Below are 16,746 nucleotides of genomic sequence, written 5' to 3' on the forward strand. Positions count from 1 at the left end.
TCAATTCGACTTATTACACTTCTCATGTTATTGAAAATGATTTGAAAACAAAATTAGAGAATACGTATAGTATTTTTATGGATTATCAAAATCCATAGGTCTGAGATAAAATATTGAGCACCTTATGAACCTATGGCTGATTTCCAAATGAATCAGTTTTAATAGCAAACTGAGCAACTATTGTATTATCGAATGGGTTGAAAATTTTATTTTGGATTCTCTGGAGTAAGTATTCTTAATAAATAATTCGCAATCAGCTCAGAAATCTCATGCTTATCCATTTTCCCGTTAGGAGAATACCACTGATTAACCCAATGAATTGAGCCTAAAATCGTATTCCTAGCTATCTTGATGTCTAAAGGAGGAAATGCTTGTATATGGATACCTTCGATAATAATTTGGTCATAATAGTTCGCGTAATCATCCATTAACTTACAAATTTCATGTAAATAATCTCCTGAAAACGTTTTTTCAGGTCTAGAAAAAACAGCAAACATATTTTTTTCATCGATAGTATGTATGATATGGAGAATGATCGCTTTTCGAATTTTTTCAATGGGAGAGATGTCTAATTTTGAAATTTCCGCTATTTTTTCAATTCTTCTATCCAAAATCAGTTTGTGGCATTGGTACAATAACTCTTCTTTGTTTTTGAAGTAATAATAAATCGATCCCTTTGTCATCAAAAGTATTGATGCAATTTCCTCCATAGTTGCATCATTCTTTTCAGACAGGATAGTAGCTGCTGAGCGCAAAATATCTTCTTTTTTCTTAGCAATTTTCTTTTCTCTTAATGACATTTAAATCTCACTTCCTAAGCTCTTTATAACAATATTTTTTGAAATTATATAAATCTAAGTTAGAGTATGAACATACGAATCCTTTTAATCCGTCGTTTAATATCCTCTTTGATTTAACAATTCAATAACATTCTAGCAAGTTAAATTTTGAATATCAAGTTAATTTTCTGAAAATTTTATCTTTTTTAAAAAAACTATGCAAACTGGATTAATGGCAACATTTTTTGAAGATATCCCTAGACGAACCTAAAACCGAAGGAATGGACAAAGAGGGGGCTTATCCCATGGGATTTCTGGCTTCTTGTCTTTTGCTAGGAAGATCAAATATGTATGCAAAAATTAATTTCGGTTTTTAGAGAGGGACAATTTAAGACAAGTTTAAGGTCTTCGGTTTTTAGTGTATAGATATTGAGATGCACTTTTAAAGTTTGATAGGGATTTTTGTAATTTGTACAGTTCGTGTGTTGGAGAAGGAAGAAAGAGGTTAGATGATTTTAGGAATAATGAAAACAGTCGATCCTGTTGTTTGAATTTTAGCTAAGAAAGTTTTTCATATAACGGATGTTATATAACATTTGTTATATGAAAGTTTTGACAAAGGAACAAAATCCCCGTTTTTGAAACGTATAAAATTTTAATTTGATGGCGACGCGGTATAATTAGAGACAGGTTAATTAATTGTCTTATATGGATTGAAAGGGATTGGATATATATGAACAAGATGATTTGGAATAGAGAAGAGCTTTGGCAAGGGTGTATGTTGGCTTCAATCGCTCACGCAATCAACGTCGCACGCTATCCTGAATTTGCTCACAAACAGTCTTGGGACGGCTTCAATTATAACGTACAGGATAGTTCTGGCACACGAGGGACAATAACATTCCATCCTAGCTACTTAGTAGCCGCCTTTCGTGATGAAAATAACGAAAGGGCATCAGACTATAAAGACGCTTTAGAATACTTTAAGGATTCTCCTGAAGAAGTGAAAGAGTTAGCCACAGATGAAACACTCCAATATTTGTTAGAAGATATTAATGGAGAAACAGTACCTATTATTACAGCTGCTTTTTGGGGGACTGGCGAGGAAATCTATTCACAAGAAGAATTTGATGAAATGATTGATAACGGAGGCTTTCTTTTAGAAAGACAAGCAATGGACATAGAAACCCAATAGGGTTTATTTGGTATGCAAATCTTTAAAGAACTTACACTGGATCTTTAGAAAAAAGAAAAAACTCACATCAAGCTAAACTTATATAAGCTTAGCTTGATGGGCATGGGGTACGACCAGCATTTCGGAAAAAAACCAAGCCAAGAGCATGCAAGATTTTATACAGTTTTTCGGCTAATCCAGTAACAAACGAGAACCCGAGAACCCGAAAACCCACACCATAATAGGAATGTATAAAAAAATGCATAGATTGATAAAAAGAAAAAAGGCGAATCCCTTATGAGAGTAAGGGGACGCCTTTTTTTTGCTACCGATAATGATGCGTTATGTTAACTGAAAATTTATGAGATATTCATAAAATCCGAACTGTTCAATTTGTTATGATTAAAAAAACTATAGTCGGAATTCTTTCTTTATAATTTGAGCTACTTCTGTAGCGTTTAGATTCGTATTATTGATTCTTATATAATTTTTCTCTGTAATTTCTCCTTCTCTTGAATTCAATCTAGAACTTTCAAATGTGCTTAATAAATTCTGTTCAGATTGTTCAATATTTCTTTTCGTTGGCTTATGTTCAAGTCGATTAGGTGTTTTATTTCGTTGAAGTCTTTCTTCTACATCAGCTTCTAGTTCAACAAAATAAATATCAACTCCTTGAGAATGAAAAATATTACATATGCTTTCAACATCATCCCAATCATTCTTTTCATTAAACGCCCATACGTATGTAAAAATCATTCCATAATGGTCACTTTTTGAAAATGACTGAAATATTTCTTTTCGAAAAAGATGTGTTAATCGCCACATTTCCGGAGAGAATCCATACAGTGGCTCTAATAAATCAATTGTCATATGGTTATGAAATAATTTTAAATCAGTTATCTTTGCTAGTTCTTGTCCAACTGTCATTTTCCCAACTGCTTGTGGCCCAAATATCAAGACAAACTTTTTCATCAAATTTCCTCCAGAGAATACTAAGATATCAATTGCAAAACAAGAGATTCTGTAAATGAGCTGTCCATATGGGTAGCTTATTGTTTTTTTTGCTTAGCGTGGTTTTTTCCAAAATGCTGGCGGTACCCCATCTCCATCAAGCTAAGGTTTTGATGTCCCCCACAACGATAAAAATAAACTTGGTTGCCATAAAAAACATAATTTTTTCATTCTGAAAGCATTATAGAAGCTTAACCTAATGATTATATAGCAGGTACTGATTATTTCCTTTATGTCAATTAGTTAATGGAGTAACTAAATTTCTTGAATCATTTCCACTCTGTTTCCGAATGGGTCTCTAAACTCAAAACGTTCAAAACCAGGTATAGGTACCCCTTCAATTATCTGAATGTCATTTTGTTCTAACACATTTCTCCAGTACGATATATCCTCTACTTGATAAGCTATATGGGCTTTTGTTTTTAATCGGTCAAAATCATCCTCTGTACCTATATGTACTTCTCTATCTCCGACTTTTAACCAAAATCCTCCACGCCCCTTTAGTGATTCGGGCTTTTCCTTCTCAGGTAGACCGAGAATTTCGCAATAAAATTTTTTTCCCTCTAGTTCGGCACCTTTTGGAATAGTTATCTGAGCGTGATGTAAACCAAGAATCATAAAATCCTCTCCCATTATCAATTGAATTTGTATTGTTTTTCTCCTATACAAATATTTTTTAAAATTTCTAAATACTCTTTCATTTTATAACATCAAATACAATAAATAAAATATTTATTAATTATAATAATTGATAAGTATTACTTATATGGGTAGCATCGCATCGCTATCAACTTAATAAAACAAAATACCCCCTAAAATGAAAAGTTTACATTTGAAAATGAACAATAAAAAACAGTAGTGTATAAAATCACTACTGTTTTTTATTGTTTCTTATAAGTGAATCATTTGTATTCCTGTCTATATAATTTAAACGAATAAATAGCTCCAATAAAGAATACAAAAGCTTCAAATAATATAAAGATTTGACGGAAATTCTCAATATCTTTACCAACTAAAGAAATAAATATAGCATTCATTAGAATTTGAGTAGTAAACATACGAGAAGTAATTTTTAAATAAATAGCATTTGTTCTTTCATCTGGTTTACCAATTTTTTTGTAAATAATAATAAGTGCAATTACTGAACCCAAAAATAGAAGTGCTGTAAGTCCTACAACGATATTAAAATTGGCTGTACTTTCTAACATCCATTTATTTAATAGATCAATCATTATTATCTTCCTTTCCTACATAAGAGAATATTTCGTTCTTCTTTTTCACTATAATAAAAAAAGAAAAAGGAAAACATCGAACTTTCTTACAAACATTTGTGTATTCTTACAGTTTTGTCATTTTATAAATGTATTCATCGTCTTGCCTTTCCCTATTTCCTTTGGAAAACATAGTGAATTACGAGAAAGAACGCTACAAGATCAACTTTCGAGAACGACAATTATGTAAACAGGAAACTCCTTCAGCAAGTAAATTGAAGGGGGTTTTTCTAGATACAGTGACTACTGATAAGTGGTGTTATGTTAACCTATGAAGAGAATGTCGAATTTATCAGAATTTTGTATTTTTTTGTTGATTTATGTTATTTTTAATGTTAAACTCATAATAACAAAGAAAGAGTAAACGAAAACCCTTAGCGATTAAATTTTCAGAATTTTTAGTCTTGTTTATCGGTTTACTCCATGTGATTTACACGTTTGTGTATTGCTTTTCCACTCTTTCTTTGTTCTACCCTATAAAAGAAAACAACCTGTTTTTATCCAAGTTGTTTTCTTTTGTAAAAATGTAATTTGTTGTTTTTATAACAGTTGAGATTACTGTTTTAAAAGTTATTATGGTTTATAAGGGGGCGATAGCTAATAGATTGGATAATTTAATGAGGAATTTGCATTACAATAGAGTGAATCTAGAAAGAGGTGAAAACTAAGAAATTCGGATGTTAGTTTTTTAATTTTAGAAAAGGAAGAATAAAAATATAGTGGATATACAATTAAAATAAGGGAATGCAGTATAGATCAGTATACAAGCATTCCCTTTTTATTTTTTAAATTTGAAATGTATCTAAGATATTATCTTTTTCTTCTTTATTGATACCAATATATTTAAGTGTAATTTGTGGTGTGCTGTGATTTAGTATTTCTTGCAACATGGCTACATCTTTTGTTTGTTTATAAAACCAATAGCCGAAGGTTTTGCGCATGGTGTGAGTACCGATGGATTTTACACCAGCAAAATCTCCGGCTTTTGGCAATTGTCGATAAGCTTGGATCTTACTAATGGGTTTGTCTCCTTTTCGAGAAGGAAATAACCAGGTATTATCTAGAGTTTGAGCATAAGAGTATACCTCATCAAAAATGGAAGTAAGGTTAATCATGCGTTCTTTCTTTGTTTTTCCTTCTTTGATTTTGAATTCTTTTCTCTTTTTCCGTTTTAATTTTATTATGGTTTGTGTTTCAAGTTGGAGTAGATCACTCACGCGTAATCCGGTATGGATGCCGATAAGAAACAGAATATAGTCTCGTTCGGAACAATGACGTTTGAGGGCCCACTTCATATCTTCGATTTGTTCTTTACTTCTAATGGGTTGTACATCAATAAGATGTGGCTTTTTATCCATGGATTTATAACCTCTTTATTTATAGTGTTTTGAATGTATACTTTTGTCACATAAATTGAGGATATCAGGGGATTCGGTGAGAAGTCAATGTTTAAGGTGAAATGAATGTAAACTAATATTGAAAAGTTTACATTCGTATTTATAATAAATTAAAAGCACTTTTTAATGTTTTAAAAGTGCTTTTAACTTGATGTTGATGTGATGGAACCTCAAGTATGTAGAAATTTAAAAAAGTCCCTTAATAATATTAAAGGGACTTTGCTCACACAAATGATCTGCACATCAATTCATCTTTGATATACAGATCATTTGTATGATAAGTTTATAGATAATTGCTAAATAATGAATTTACATAAATGTTTTTAGGAGTTCTTGAACTAATGGGATTGCTCCACCTATAAATTTTAAAACTGCCATTGCGATTTCCATATTATTTTCTCCTCTTTTTTCGTATTAAGATGTGGTGAATCTTTATACCTTTATTATAGTAAGCGCTTACATTTATAACAATACATTTCTATATGCAATGTTGCATATTTATACGTTTAGACAAAATTACACCTCTATTAGTCATTCCTTAATGGTACCATAGCAAAGTGAGAGTTTTTAAGGGTTTTCCTTAATAGGAGGAAACGATATGGAAAGATTGCAAGTGATTATTGACAGTAATCTGAAACTCAAGAGCTGGGTTAAACAGGTACTAGTTGTAGGCGGAATGTTAGGGTTTTGCTACTTGGTGTTGTATGTTTACAGTTTCTTAGTTGTTATGTAAATACTATATAACTACACTAGTGGAGTCTTGCCTACAGAGGTAAGACTCTTTTGTTGTATCTGGGGTGAATTTTTTCGGGAGGTACTCCAAAATATTAGGTTGATGGGCATTTAGTTCTACTTCTATCACTGAAAGTAAACTTCTATTCAAAAGTTTACTTTCAAATTAGAAAAAAAGGATAGCTCAATTATCAAACTCATATAAAGTTTCAATCTTGTCTAAACACCTATTAGGATATGCAACTGATTATCTATTTTTTTTACATAATCTCCAGATACAGTCCATATCAACTATAGATTCTTGTCTTATGCTAAATACATGTTCAAACAAAACAAGGAGGTAATGAAAAATGATTAAAACATTATTAGCAGGAACACTTTTAAGTACAGGATTATTAGCGGGAGGTGCAGTAGGTGCAGAAGATATGAAAATGGACAACCTAAAATCAAATGAAAATAGTCCAAATCAATCGATTACAATGAGTGCAGATGGAACAACGTCTTTCTCACAAAACTTTGATGCACCTAAAGATGCAGTGCCAGCAACTCCTAAAGGAGATGTAAAAACTGTTGAAAGAACAGAAGGTACAGGTTCTCAACAAGGAAAAATGGTACAAACAAAAGAAGGAAATTAAATAATATATAGTTATAACGAAGAGCATCCAAAAAGTGGTGCTCTTTTTATATTATTGGCATCAACTAATTTTACTCAATATAGAACTGTAGCAGGAATTGAGGCTAGAACATGGGGTACTGTCTCTTCAAATCATGGTGTTTGGAGCAATAGTTTTGGTGGTAACGTTATAACACAAACATTTTATTAGAGATTTTTTAAATTTACGTACACTCTAGATAGACTACATATCAACTTCAGATACTTGTTTTATGATACAAGTAATCAAACAAAAGGAGGGCAATACAAAATGATTAAAACAGTATTAACAGAGCACTCTTTTAAGTACAGGAGATTATTAGCAGGTGGAGCAAATGTTGAAGGTGTACAGGCAGATAAACATATTCCATATGAACAAAATGAATTGCAGCAAACTCTAAAAAAGTACGATTCGAAGAAGTTTGAGTTATAAAAAGAAAATAGATAAATGTAGTGAAACTAGATAAATTGACAAGAGAAAAGCACTTTGTGTATATCACAGGTGCTTTTTATTTTCATTTTGATATAGGACCTGAATTAAACTTTTATACTAAAATATATACGGCAAAAAGGGGGGAGTTCATTGCACAAAATTATTTATGGAATATTAATTTTAATTTATACTTTGTATTCATTTTTTGTAAGCGATGGAAGTGAAGTAAGGTTTATTATGGTGTTAACTATAGTACTTATCTTTTCTGTGGTTTTAGAAAAAGGAAATTCAAACAAAACGACTGATTAAAGGTCGTTTTGTTTGAATTTTTTTAGTTGGCTATTAAAGTCCAGATGTTTTAGGGATAGCACCAAATCGCCATCAAGCTTAAAGAATCAATATGTTCAAGATGTTTAATAGTCTCGTTTAGATTATGTATTTGGAAATTTAACATCTCTTGAATTCAGTAATTGCATCCCAAAAAGTACTCCTAGATTTATCTAGGAGTACTTTTTTATGAAACATTCCTCTTTTTTTAAATCAACAGTTGTATTTTAAAGCATCAATTTTAAATTGTTTTCCTTTAAAATATGTCATGTCTGATTCTCCTAGATTCTGTTTTCTAGAGTGTAGCTTCATGTAGAAAACTTTGCAACAGAACCCAGTAAGGCGAATCCGCCACCAAATCCACAACCTCCGCAGCAACTATTACCATATCCCATATGAACTTCTCCTTTGAATAAGAGGAAAATTTCAAGTTCATATTTAATTATTAAAATAAACCGCACCAAAGTTTTCATTAAATCTTTTACACCAAACAGAAACCGAACCATATAAACTTACATCTATCCCTTCAGGAATTTCGTAGTTTTGGTCTCCTTTATTTCCCTTTAATTTTCCTAATTCAATATACTGATAGTTTTTCACGTCTTCATTATTTTTTAAACGATTTGTAGGAACTAATACAACTCGTACATCTGGCCCATTAGATGTTGCAAAATCAGAAAGTCGTAAAACACGTTTTCCATCCGCTAATTGATGAATTTTTGCCGTTCCAGTTGTTTCATGGACACCGTTTCGAAACTGACCTTCACTTATTACTCGATCACTTAGTTGCCTTGCTTCAGTTGATTGTACCTCTGTTTGTGGCAATGCTTCATTCACGTGCTTATCAATAAATAATTTCTCTGGTCGGAACAATGACCATAAAATCCCCAATACAATTATCAAACCACCTATAAACCATACATATTTTCTTTTCATAAAGTAAAAAACCTCCTGTAACATACTGTGTAGTAGTATGTTAACAAGAAGGCCTTTCATTTTTCTAACGTAAATGTTACAAAAGTCTTTCAGCCGTCTTATTTTTTTCTGATGTGATGGGAAGAGTAAACCAAAATTCACTGGTCTCAGTACAGAAGAAATACGAAAATTACTATTATAATTATATATCATGGCAAAAGATCGTAAGCGAAAACGGGTTTCTTCTATTTATTCTAGAAGAAGCATTTTTAATTTGTTGGGGCTAAAACAGTCTTCTAATAATATTTTCCCTTTTGTAATAGAAATGCTTTTCAGAATGTATTTATTAGCAATCCGGCTCTTCACCTTTTACTTTGCCAAATCGCTTTATTAGAAGCTCTTTAGGTGTTTTTGCAACATCCTTCAAGGAAAATAGTCCCATTCCATGCAACGCCTCTTCAGTAGCCGTTCCGATTTCCCATAACTTTTTCGAAACATCTTCGTATGACCACATAGCAATTCTAGAGTTTGAATGTTTACTTTCCACGTCTAGAGCAATTTTTGAAAGAAACAAATTCGGTCCAATTCCAATAGATGCGGTTATGCCATTTGTATCATATATTTCTCTTTGAATCCTTTTAGCAATTACAATTGGATCCCGTCCGAAAAGATGAGCTGTTTGTTGCATGTCTAGAAAACACTCATCTATTGATTAAAAATGTAGATTCTCTAACGCTACATACTTCGTGTAAATTTCTGTGATTTGATTTGAAATTTCAACATATCTTCTCATTGTTGCATTTACGACAATTATATTTGTATCTCTTGGTATTTCGTATAATCTGGTTGCTGTGGAAATACCTAATTTTTCAAGTTCAAGAGTCGCAGCCAACACAATAGATCCATTTCTATTCACATCACCAACGACAGCTAATTTTACTTTTAGTGGATCTAAACCTCTCAAAACGCATGCACAACTGGCAAAAAGTGAACAAAGGTCTATGCAGAAAATCAATCGATTCATGCATTTCGAGTAATCAAACATCGTTTCACCCTCCAAAAACAGAACATTTATTCTCGTTATAAACCTATTGTTTTTCGTTATATAACCATTTAGAAAATATTTATTTATTATCATTATGATACGTGAAATTATATATATACTTCTTCAATATTCGACCACTGAACAATATAGTATCTCTTAATTTATTAAACTCGTTTTCATTACTCCATAAATTAAGAAAAGCCTAAACCCTTGTGTACCAGTGGGTTTGGGCTTTTAATTTTATAGGAATACCTTTTGCAACAAGTTGCCATTAGGCTAGTGTATCAGCAACTTGTAGCTATTACTATGAATGCTACTTTCCTCAAAATTATTACATATTTTTAGAGTTTCTTGATATTATTCTATGCTTACTTTTAAAACATAATTCCATATTTATGAACAAACGTTTAGATTTATGGAAATTTGGACAAGTTATTATTACCATATTCTTCATTAGGAGGGATTCCCTTGTTTGGTTTAGGCAAAAAAAGAACTCCATTTGGTAACTATTTAGATCGTAGGGGGATTAAACAGCAATGGTTAGTACAACGAACTGGATTAAGTAAATCATTAATAAGTGATTTAGCAAATAAAAAAGATCGTGTTCCCACTTTAACATCAGCAACTAAAATCATTAAAACACTCAGGAAATTTGATAAACGTGTTGATTATCATGATTTTTGGGACATAAATGTTTAAAGCAACTAAAATATATCACCCATTACGAACGTTCTCATAAATACATTTTGTTTTACAGCGTATTGTTCTAACTTTGCCTGTCGATAGTCTGATAGTGTAAAAAAAATGATTACTGGAACTATATCTTTCTGTCTTTTATAGATATCTGTTATATGGCCATATAACTGTATTTTATGTTCATTTGCCTTCATATGTTGCATACGATCTATTTCAACAAAATGGGGTACATTATCCTCAAAATACGTTGCGTCAGGAATAATCTGATACCGTTGACCATTGATTGAAAACTCGATAGGTCTTTCTGTTTTCCATTCTGGAAATCCAAGCCACATCCAGCTTTCGTTTCGCATTAATATGTGCTGTAATTGACTACTTTTCTTTACTTCTTTTGTAATGCCTAATAAATCCCGTCCCTTTTTATTTAAATAATATACGTGTTCACGAGCCATTTTTGTAATGTGACAATACGGGTGCAGATCCTTTAATACACGATTTGCATTTCGAATACTCCCTAGACAGTGGATGGCTTGTAATTGCCTCCTAGTTAAAAAATCCAACTTACTCAAAGTGGATAAAATCTCGATTTGTCTCGCTTTCTGTTTGAGTGTTTGATGCCTCATTTTGTTTCACCACCTTGTATTTCTTCAGTAACTTCCACATGTCTGTATCCTTTAAATAAGGTACCTGGATTTCCTCTGTACGATCTGTTTTAAACAACGCTCTTCCAGGAAGAGAAGGTAAATCCTCAAGTCCTGATTCATCCAAAGCAACTTGTGAAGCGACCGCCGTTGGTAATCGAAAGCCTATTTTCGCATCAGCATTTTGTTTGATCTGTCTTGGCAATGTATCAGAGGTTGGATATTGCGTACAAAATATGAGCCGGAATCCTAAACCACCTCCGATTCTTGCGATTTCAGATAACATCTCCTGGCACAAAAATAATACATCACGTTGTTTTTTAGGTAATCCTTGTGTAGGACAAAGATTTGCTCCTTCATCTACTATGATGAAACATCGCTCTTTTATAGATGTATCTATGATATTAGTAAAGTAGGACTTCTTCATTACTTCAATTTGTTTAACCATTTTCTCACGTACTTTATCCAACATTTCTAACGCCTGTTTTGGATTTTCAGCTACTTCTACAACTTGGGATAGCTCTTTGTAAGGACTAAATTCTAGCCCTTCTTTCAGATCAATAATAAAAAACTTCACATGTTGAGATTGTTGCAAAATTAAACTAGTCATCACATTTTTTAAGAATACTGTCTTTCCAAAACGAGTCATTCCACTTACACACATATGCGGTGTTTTCTCAAAATCATGATATACATATTTATCTAACGCTTTGCCCATCATAACTCCCCATGTACGCTCTTTTAATAGATCCTTAGACCAATTCCACATCTCAGGTATTTGTTGGCTAAATACTCGAATATGAAGCTCTCTTTGGTGAAACGATATTTTAACAGGTTTATATAGGCCTTCTTCTAATACTTCAGCTAACTTTTTGATAAGTTGGCTAGGTACACCAAGTGGTAACTTGTAAACATAATTCATACTTATATCATCTTTAATTTCTTTTATAAAAATGGGGTATTGTAATTCACCTTTATGTTGAACACATATCTTTGCAATTTCAAAAAACGTTGCAATTTTTTTCTTATCACTCATTCCGTTACTTTGATAAAAATAAGCTACAGTTATAAAGGTTGCTGGAATTAATAAAAGCGACAACATTCCCTCCATACCTCCTTAAGGTAGTTGAGCCTGTATGGAAGCTTAGAAAAAGCTGTTTAAGATGCGCTATTATAATCACTTTCAACTACCAGATGTAATACTAACGTAGAAACACATCTAGTATATCCATTAGAACGTACCAAACACTTCCAATCAACAAGCATTTAAGACCCGCACGTAGCAACCAACCTGGAAGATAAAGCCCTTTCTTCTTCAGCAATTTTATTCCTAAAACTGAAGCCCCGGTCACACCATATACAATCCCTATCTCTCCAATGATTGTCATGTTTATCTCATCCTTTCGGTTTGATAGATAAATTCCCTTGATTATCTTTGTACAATTGATAGTCATCGAGCAATTCATTCCATGTTAAAGGATACTCGTCATCATTTAGATATTCCTCAATCTTTCGACTTAGATAATAATAACCACGATACTGTGAATCTAAATATACCTCATGCCGTTGCATATGCTCTTGTATAGCGCATATGTTTTTTTCATTTTTATTAGCTTTGTACATTTGATTCAATGCTCGAGAAGAATACAGATAAGGTGTACTATAAAGCATTTGATATTGACTCATATGTCTTCACCATCCATATAGAATTCTAGATACACTAAATACATATGATAATGATACGGATTTTCGAATTTGTCCCTAAAAAAATACGTCATTCCTATTTTGGAATGACGTTCGATAAGAATCTTAAATTCTTTGAAACTGTGCTAATAACAAGAAAACCACCCTTTCTTCACGCCGTCGCAAGCAGAAAAAGAGTGGTTTTCGTAAAAATAAATGATAATTGATAGCGACCACCTGACGGTAGTAGTTATCAAAAGAGGAGCACATGTTGGTAGCATGTTGCTCTCTTTTTTATTGTATGATTTTTTTAATCATGTATATACATGATTAAAAAAATATTGGTTCCTAATGTATTCTTTTTATACGTGGTTCGAAAGTAAAATTAAAAATTGTAAATTAATCTTTTCATTAATTTTAGTAACAATGGAATCGAAGAGTAGTTAATAAAATCTAATATAAATATATATCTTATATATATTAAAAATATAAAGATAAAACTTATATAGGACTGGAAAATGTACGTATATCCTTACTGTAACATAGACTTTTAACATCTCATAGCGTAAAAAATCATAAAAAGTAGAATCTTACAACGGAAAAACAGGCAATATTATGATCTGATATCTACAAATAATCATAAATGAAATTTAGTATTCCTACATAAAAAATGAAACAAATTAATACATTATTAAACATATTTATTCAATCGTAAAATTTCATGTGAATTCACTGAATCTCCACAATCTTATTGTATTTACCCACAAAAGATTCACATTATGTGTTAATTAATCAACATTATTAAGATCTAGCACATAACTCACATTAATATTGATGATTTTTGATAGATTAAGGCGTTAAAGCTATTTATATCAATGATAATTGCACTAAATTATTCACATTATGTGTTATTTATCTACTTATCCACGAAAGTTAATCTTTTTCTTATGATTTTTTGTTGATATTTGAATGTATTTAGACAGCTCATAACGTGTTTATATGAAAGTATGTGTGGAAATTTAGATAGGTACCATACTATTTTTGTATATGATTGCATAAAAAAAGACTCTATTATAAATAGAATCGAGTAAGTTTACTTATTGTGAAGAATGAGTTAAGCCTTTTAAATAAACGTATCAACACGAATAGCCCTCTATCTTGAATTTTTTTCAAAAATAGAGAGCTGATTATGATTAGTTCGTTTTCATTGCTGTCAGTACTTGCTCAGCTGTTGTTACTGGGATACCAGCGCGTATTAACTGTTCAAAGGCACGCATAAATGTAATTAAATTAAAGTTATCTGGTACTTCAATAACACGAAGCTTTTCTTTCGGTAATCTATCTATCTTTTCAATGAACAATTCCCGAACATCACTAGGAATAGAGCGCTCTTTATGTCCTCTTGCCTTTAAGAGTTCACGTATTTCTATTTCTAAAGCCATATAAGCGTTTAGGTTTGTACCTTGTTCATAAGCGTACTTTCTAAACAACGTTTCTTCTTGATACTTTAGATAGTTACGGTGATACGATTCCTCTGTAACAGGTACAGCAAATTTGTAGTTTAGTAACTCATACGTTTTGCGGAACAGCTTTTTGATGTTTCGAAGAGAGTACATAGAGAAATGCAATCCGAAATCAAATACAGCTTGTTCTTTTTGTTCTTTTGGAACATGCTGTGTAATAAGAGGATAGATACCTTCTTTAGCCGCTGTATCAAGAATTTGATATTGTGATGTTTGATTTAATAATTTCTTCAGTGTATATACTAACTTGCTTGGATATTCTTCATTACGATCTATCATGTCACGTAAGCTATGAATTACGCTTCGAATTTGTCGATGGCATGTATATTTAAATACATGAATAAATTTGTTCATATCTTGTGTAAACTCACCAATATTCATCTCTTGTAGCACGGATTCGATAAAACGAGCTTTACGAGCATAAGTAAGCTTTGGTGTGAATGGATCGCGATACTGTACTTCTCCTGTTTCTTTTGCACATAAGAAATCCGTATGTAAGGATAGATATAGAGTCGTATATCTTTTTTTATTCTTAACCCCTTTTTGTAATTTACAAATTTTGAATAGTGGAGTCCCTGTACATGGTAATGCAGTTGTTAATTCTGTCATAACTGCGCGAATTTGATGTGGATATTTTTTATGTAAAAAGCGGTACATCCCACCAAAATGAGTTTTATTCCCTTTTTCATCCTGTTTGTCTAAGGAACGTTTTAGTGTAGTTTCACTGTGCTGTTGCATAGCAATATCTAAGAATAGCTTCTTAGATGCAACTGATAGCTCAAAGAAAGCTTTCGTAAATACCACCGGGCTAATATAAACATATGCATTCGCCTTTTCAGTTTCTTCATTCATAAAATGAGTTAATTTAATTGTATATCGACCATCTAATTCATTTTCAATCGTAATAATGTTATGTATACTTAATTTCTTTAATGCAATATAGAATTGAGAATGCTGTATGTAAGCAAATTCTTCTTTATATAGTTTGTAATCTTCCCACATCATATGTATTGTTACATTTGGAATGACTCCATTCGTGTAACATTTTTTATGTAGATATAAGAAGACTTCCAAATCTGCGTTTGTAAGGCCATATAATTTATGCTTTCTTCCCATTGTTTCCGAAATAGCAGATAGTGTACGACGTGAAAAAGATGGTTTAGCCTGTGCTACGAAGCCATCCACATCGGCAATACGCTCCTCATATGTCATTTGATTAACAATATCCTCAAGGTATGTATCTTTATAGCTGTAGTATTTCTCTTCGAAAGTTTCAACAAGTTTTTGCCAAGACTTCAGTGTTACTAAAACTGCATTTGTAGATTGTCCATTTAGACTACGTTGATTACGAATAATAAATGATCTACCCATCTTTTTCACCTCCTACCTATAAATTCAGAAATAAATGCCAAAACACTATAAAATATACCAATTTTGATTATACCAAATCGAAATTTGCTGAAATGCGTCCCTTTAAGAGAAAAAACAAAAAGATGAAACGCCCCTTAATCCCTTGTGTATCAAGGGGTTTCAGGATTCCTGGAATTTTTTTTATGGACATGATATGGCTATGGATTTTCATATTGCTAGAAAAGAAGTGAAATAGCAAAAAAACCTTGTAAACATGATTAAATCAACGGTTATATCGATTTTCAAAAAAATAAAAGGGACATGATATGGCTATGGATTTTCATGTTTATAATTGTGAATTAAACAGATGAACCCTTTTAAATAGTGATGTTAATGGGGTTTATCTGTCATTTTATAATTATAAAAGGAACATGAAGTGGCTAGGCTAGTTTTCATGTTTGGGTAAAAAAGGGGACATCATACAGCTATGGATTTTCATGTTGCATAAATACATGAAAATAGAGTTAGAAACGTGTAAAGCCTTAATATGGAAGGGTTTATGGGGTTTTCATCTGAAAAAAAGGGACATCATATAGCTATAAATTTTCATAACTAATAGTATAGCTGTTATAGAAACGCTTATATATCAAGATTTAAGCACTTTTAGAAAAAAATTTCGAGTTAGTAAAAAGAGTTACATAATGTGATTTTTGTTTCATGTTTTGATGGAAAGGGGCATGATATGACTATAAATTTTCATTTTTGATGAATTTGGGTATTCGAAGTAACATTAATATTTTAGTCCTTACATTTTTTTACTTTTACTTCTCTTTTAACGAACTCCAGCCAGAATTCTCCTTCCTCTAAGCGCAGCGTAGGTGGGAGATGAATGGCCCGACCTAACAAAAGTACTTCTGAGTGGTAAAGCATCGTAAAATTTATTTATAATAGAGTTATCAGAACAAACATTTGGAGGTGACGACATAATGAAATTGAACTACAGGTTTGAAATCTATCCTACAATAGAACAACAACATACACTAGAGAGATGGATTTCCATTTGTCGTCAGCAATATAACTCCGCTTTGCTAGATAAACAACGATATTATAAACAAAA

17 protein-coding genes and 2 pseudogenes are annotated in these 16,746 nt (G+C 31.8%); 7 read left to right on the forward strand and 12 right to left on the reverse strand.

Features of this window, described 5'->3' with window-relative positions:
• Nucleotides 1–206 precede the first annotated feature (206 nt).
• A complete protein-coding gene (locus BAU28_RS00200; protein WP_071717345.1) occupies nucleotides 207–800 on the reverse strand; it encodes a TetR/AcrR family transcriptional regulator in 594 nt (197 codons plus the stop codon).
• Nucleotides 801–1,512: 712 nt separating this feature from the next.
• Between BAU28_RS00200 and BAU28_RS00205 the strand changes: the two genes are divergently transcribed.
• Nucleotides 1,513–1,974 (forward strand): hypothetical protein, encoded by a 462-nt coding sequence (locus BAU28_RS00205; RefSeq protein WP_071717346.1) that lies wholly within the window; start codon nucleotides 1,513–1,515, stop codon nucleotides 1,972–1,974.
• Between the two features lie 390 nt (nucleotides 1,975–2,364).
• Here BAU28_RS00205 and BAU28_RS00210 read toward each other — a convergent pair whose 3' ends face one another.
• The 4 genes from BAU28_RS00210 to BAU28_RS00230 form a co-directional block, all read right to left on the reverse strand.
• Nucleotides 2,365–2,925 carry an AAA family ATPase gene (locus BAU28_RS00210; RefSeq protein WP_071717347.1) on the reverse strand — a complete coding sequence of 187 codons (561 nt, stop codon included), beginning with the start codon at nucleotides 2,923–2,925 and terminating at the stop codon, nucleotides 2,365–2,367.
• A gap of 294 nt (nucleotides 2,926–3,219) precedes the next feature.
• A complete protein-coding gene (locus BAU28_RS00215) occupies nucleotides 3,220–3,582 on the reverse strand; it encodes a VOC family protein (RefSeq protein ID WP_071717359.1) in 363 nt (120 codons plus the stop codon).
• A gap of 284 nt (nucleotides 3,583–3,866) precedes the next feature.
• Nucleotides 3,867–4,196, reverse strand: a complete 330-nt coding sequence (locus BAU28_RS00220; RefSeq protein ID WP_000566270.1) for a hypothetical protein — start codon at nucleotides 4,194–4,196, stop codon at nucleotides 3,867–3,869.
• A gap of 824 nt (nucleotides 4,197–5,020) precedes the next feature.
• The gene (locus BAU28_RS00230; RefSeq protein ID WP_071717349.1) at nucleotides 5,021–5,593 is read right to left on the reverse strand and encodes a tyrosine-type recombinase/integrase; all 573 of its coding nucleotides are present in this window, start codon (nucleotides 5,591–5,593) and stop codon (nucleotides 5,021–5,023) included.
• A 637-nt stretch (nucleotides 5,594–6,230) separates the two neighbouring features.
• On the opposite strand from BAU28_RS00230, the gene BAU28_RS31245 reads away from it, so the two are divergent.
• From BAU28_RS31245 to BAU28_RS30260, 4 genes and pseudogenes are all read left to right on the forward strand, one after another.
• A complete protein-coding gene (locus BAU28_RS31245; RefSeq protein ID WP_276327740.1) occupies nucleotides 6,231–6,365 on the forward strand; it encodes a hypothetical protein in 135 nt (44 codons plus the stop codon).
• A gap of 349 nt (nucleotides 6,366–6,714) precedes the next feature.
• Nucleotides 6,715–6,993 (forward strand): annotated as a pseudogene (locus tag BAU28_RS00240) (alpha-ketoglutarate permease); the annotation flags it as partial.
• A 294-nt stretch (nucleotides 6,994–7,287) separates the two neighbouring features.
• Entirely contained in the window at nucleotides 7,288–7,449 is a 162-nt protein-coding gene (locus BAU28_RS30255; RefSeq protein WP_165615136.1) for a hypothetical protein, read from the forward strand.
• Between the two features lie 150 nt (nucleotides 7,450–7,599).
• Nucleotides 7,600–7,758 (forward strand): hypothetical protein, encoded by a 159-nt coding sequence (locus BAU28_RS30260; RefSeq protein WP_165615137.1) that lies wholly within the window; start codon nucleotides 7,600–7,602, stop codon nucleotides 7,756–7,758.
• A 456-nt stretch (nucleotides 7,759–8,214) separates the two neighbouring features.
• Here BAU28_RS30260 and BAU28_RS00245 read toward each other — a convergent pair whose 3' ends face one another.
• Nucleotides 8,215–8,712: a DM13 domain-containing protein gene (locus BAU28_RS00245; protein WP_071717350.1), complete on the reverse strand. Its 498-nt coding sequence runs from the start codon at nucleotides 8,710–8,712 to the stop codon at nucleotides 8,215–8,217.
• 325 nt (nucleotides 8,713–9,037) lie between these two features.
• Nucleotides 9,038–9,829 (reverse strand): annotated as a pseudogene (locus tag BAU28_RS29575) (Y-family DNA polymerase).
• Nucleotides 9,830–10,204: 375 nt separating this feature from the next.
• On the opposite strand from BAU28_RS29575, the gene BAU28_RS00260 reads away from it, so the two are divergent.
• Nucleotides 10,205–10,435, forward strand: coding sequence for a helix-turn-helix domain-containing protein (locus BAU28_RS00260; protein ID WP_071717352.1), 231 nt, complete (start codon nucleotides 10,205–10,207; stop codon nucleotides 10,433–10,435).
• Between the two features lie 5 nt (nucleotides 10,436–10,440).
• On the opposite strand, the gene BAU28_RS00265 is transcribed toward BAU28_RS00260, so the two are convergent.
• The 5 genes from BAU28_RS00265 to BAU28_RS00285 all read right to left on the reverse strand — a co-directional run bounded on the left by BAU28_RS00265 (nucleotide 10,441) and on the right by BAU28_RS00285 (nucleotide 15,650).
• A complete protein-coding gene (locus tag BAU28_RS00265; protein ID WP_071717353.1) occupies nucleotides 10,441–11,055 on the reverse strand; it encodes a replication-relaxation family protein in 615 nt (204 codons plus the stop codon).
• On the reverse strand, nucleotides 10,994–12,175 hold the full coding sequence (locus BAU28_RS00270) for an FtsK/SpoIIIE domain-containing protein (RefSeq protein WP_071717354.1): 1,182 nt from the start codon (nucleotides 12,173–12,175) through the stop codon (nucleotides 10,994–10,996). The genes BAU28_RS00265 and BAU28_RS00270 overlap by 62 nt, the downstream gene beginning before the upstream one ends.
• Nucleotides 12,176–12,275: 100 nt before the next feature.
• Nucleotides 12,276–12,461, reverse strand: coding sequence for a hypothetical protein (locus BAU28_RS00275; RefSeq protein ID WP_071717355.1), 186 nt, complete (start codon nucleotides 12,459–12,461; stop codon nucleotides 12,276–12,278).
• Between the two features lie 7 nt (nucleotides 12,462–12,468).
• Nucleotides 12,469–12,759 carry a hypothetical protein gene (locus tag BAU28_RS00280; RefSeq protein WP_071717356.1) on the reverse strand — a complete coding sequence of 97 codons (291 nt, stop codon included), beginning with the start codon at nucleotides 12,757–12,759 and terminating at the stop codon, nucleotides 12,469–12,471.
• Nucleotides 12,760–13,949: 1,190 nt separating this feature from the next.
• Entirely contained in the window at nucleotides 13,950–15,650 is a 1,701-nt protein-coding gene (locus BAU28_RS00285) for a hypothetical protein (protein ID WP_071717357.1), read from the reverse strand.
• Nucleotides 15,651–16,615: 965 nt separating this feature from the next.
• On the opposite strand from BAU28_RS00285, the gene BAU28_RS00290 reads away from it, so the two are divergent.
• Nucleotides 16,616–16,746: helix-turn-helix domain-containing protein (locus BAU28_RS00290; RefSeq protein WP_165615138.1), on the forward strand; the 131-nt coding region annotated here is incomplete at its 3' end.

It is taken from the genome of Bacillus paramycoides, assembly GCF_001884235.1.
GTDB classification, from domain to species: domain Bacteria; phylum Bacillota; class Bacilli; order Bacillales; family Bacillaceae_G; genus Bacillus_A; species Bacillus_A paramycoides.

Excerpts from the sequence above, each read along its gene's own strand:
- BAU28_RS00200 (WP_071717345.1), bottom strand. The coding sequence starts at position 800 with ATGTCATTAAGAGAAAAGAAAATTGCTAAGAAAAAAGAAGATATTTTG.
- BAU28_RS00205 (WP_071717346.1), top strand. The coding sequence starts at position 1,513 with ATGAACAAGATGATTTGGAATAGAGAAGAGCTTTGGCAAGGGTGTATG.
- BAU28_RS00210 (WP_071717347.1), bottom strand. The coding sequence starts at position 2,925 with ATGAAAAAGTTTGTCTTGATATTTGGGCCACAAGCAGTTGGGAAAATG.
- BAU28_RS00215 (WP_071717359.1), bottom strand. The coding sequence starts at position 3,582 with ATGATTCTTGGTTTACATCACGCTCAGATAACTATTCCAAAAGGTGCC.
- BAU28_RS00220 (WP_000566270.1), bottom strand. The coding sequence starts at position 4,196 with ATGATTGATCTATTAAATAAATGGATGTTAGAAAGTACAGCCAATTTT.
- BAU28_RS00230 (WP_071717349.1), bottom strand. The coding sequence starts at position 5,593 with ATGGATAAAAAGCCACATCTTATTGATGTACAACCCATTAGAAGTAAA.
- BAU28_RS31245 (WP_276327740.1), top strand. The coding sequence starts at position 6,231 with ATGGAAAGATTGCAAGTGATTATTGACAGTAATCTGAAACTCAAGAGC.
- BAU28_RS30255 (WP_165615136.1), top strand. The coding sequence starts at position 7,288 with ATGATTAAAACAGTATTAACAGAGCACTCTTTTAAGTACAGGAGATTA.
- BAU28_RS00245 (WP_071717350.1), bottom strand. The coding sequence starts at position 8,712 with ATGAAAAGAAAATATGTATGGTTTATAGGTGGTTTGATAATTGTATTG.
- BAU28_RS00265 (WP_071717353.1), bottom strand. The coding sequence starts at position 11,055 with ATGAGGCATCAAACACTCAAACAGAAAGCGAGACAAATCGAGATTTTA.
- BAU28_RS00270 (WP_071717354.1), bottom strand. The coding sequence starts at position 12,175 with ATGTTGTCGCTTTTATTAATTCCAGCAACCTTTATAACTGTAGCTTAT.
- BAU28_RS00275 (WP_071717355.1), bottom strand. The coding sequence starts at position 12,461 with ATGACAATCATTGGAGAGATAGGGATTGTATATGGTGTGACCGGGGCT.
- BAU28_RS00280 (WP_071717356.1), bottom strand. The coding sequence starts at position 12,759 with ATGAGTCAATATCAAATGCTTTATAGTACACCTTATCTGTATTCTTCT.
- BAU28_RS00285 (WP_071717357.1), bottom strand. The coding sequence starts at position 15,650 with ATGGGTAGATCATTTATTATTCGTAATCAACGTAGTCTAAATGGACAA.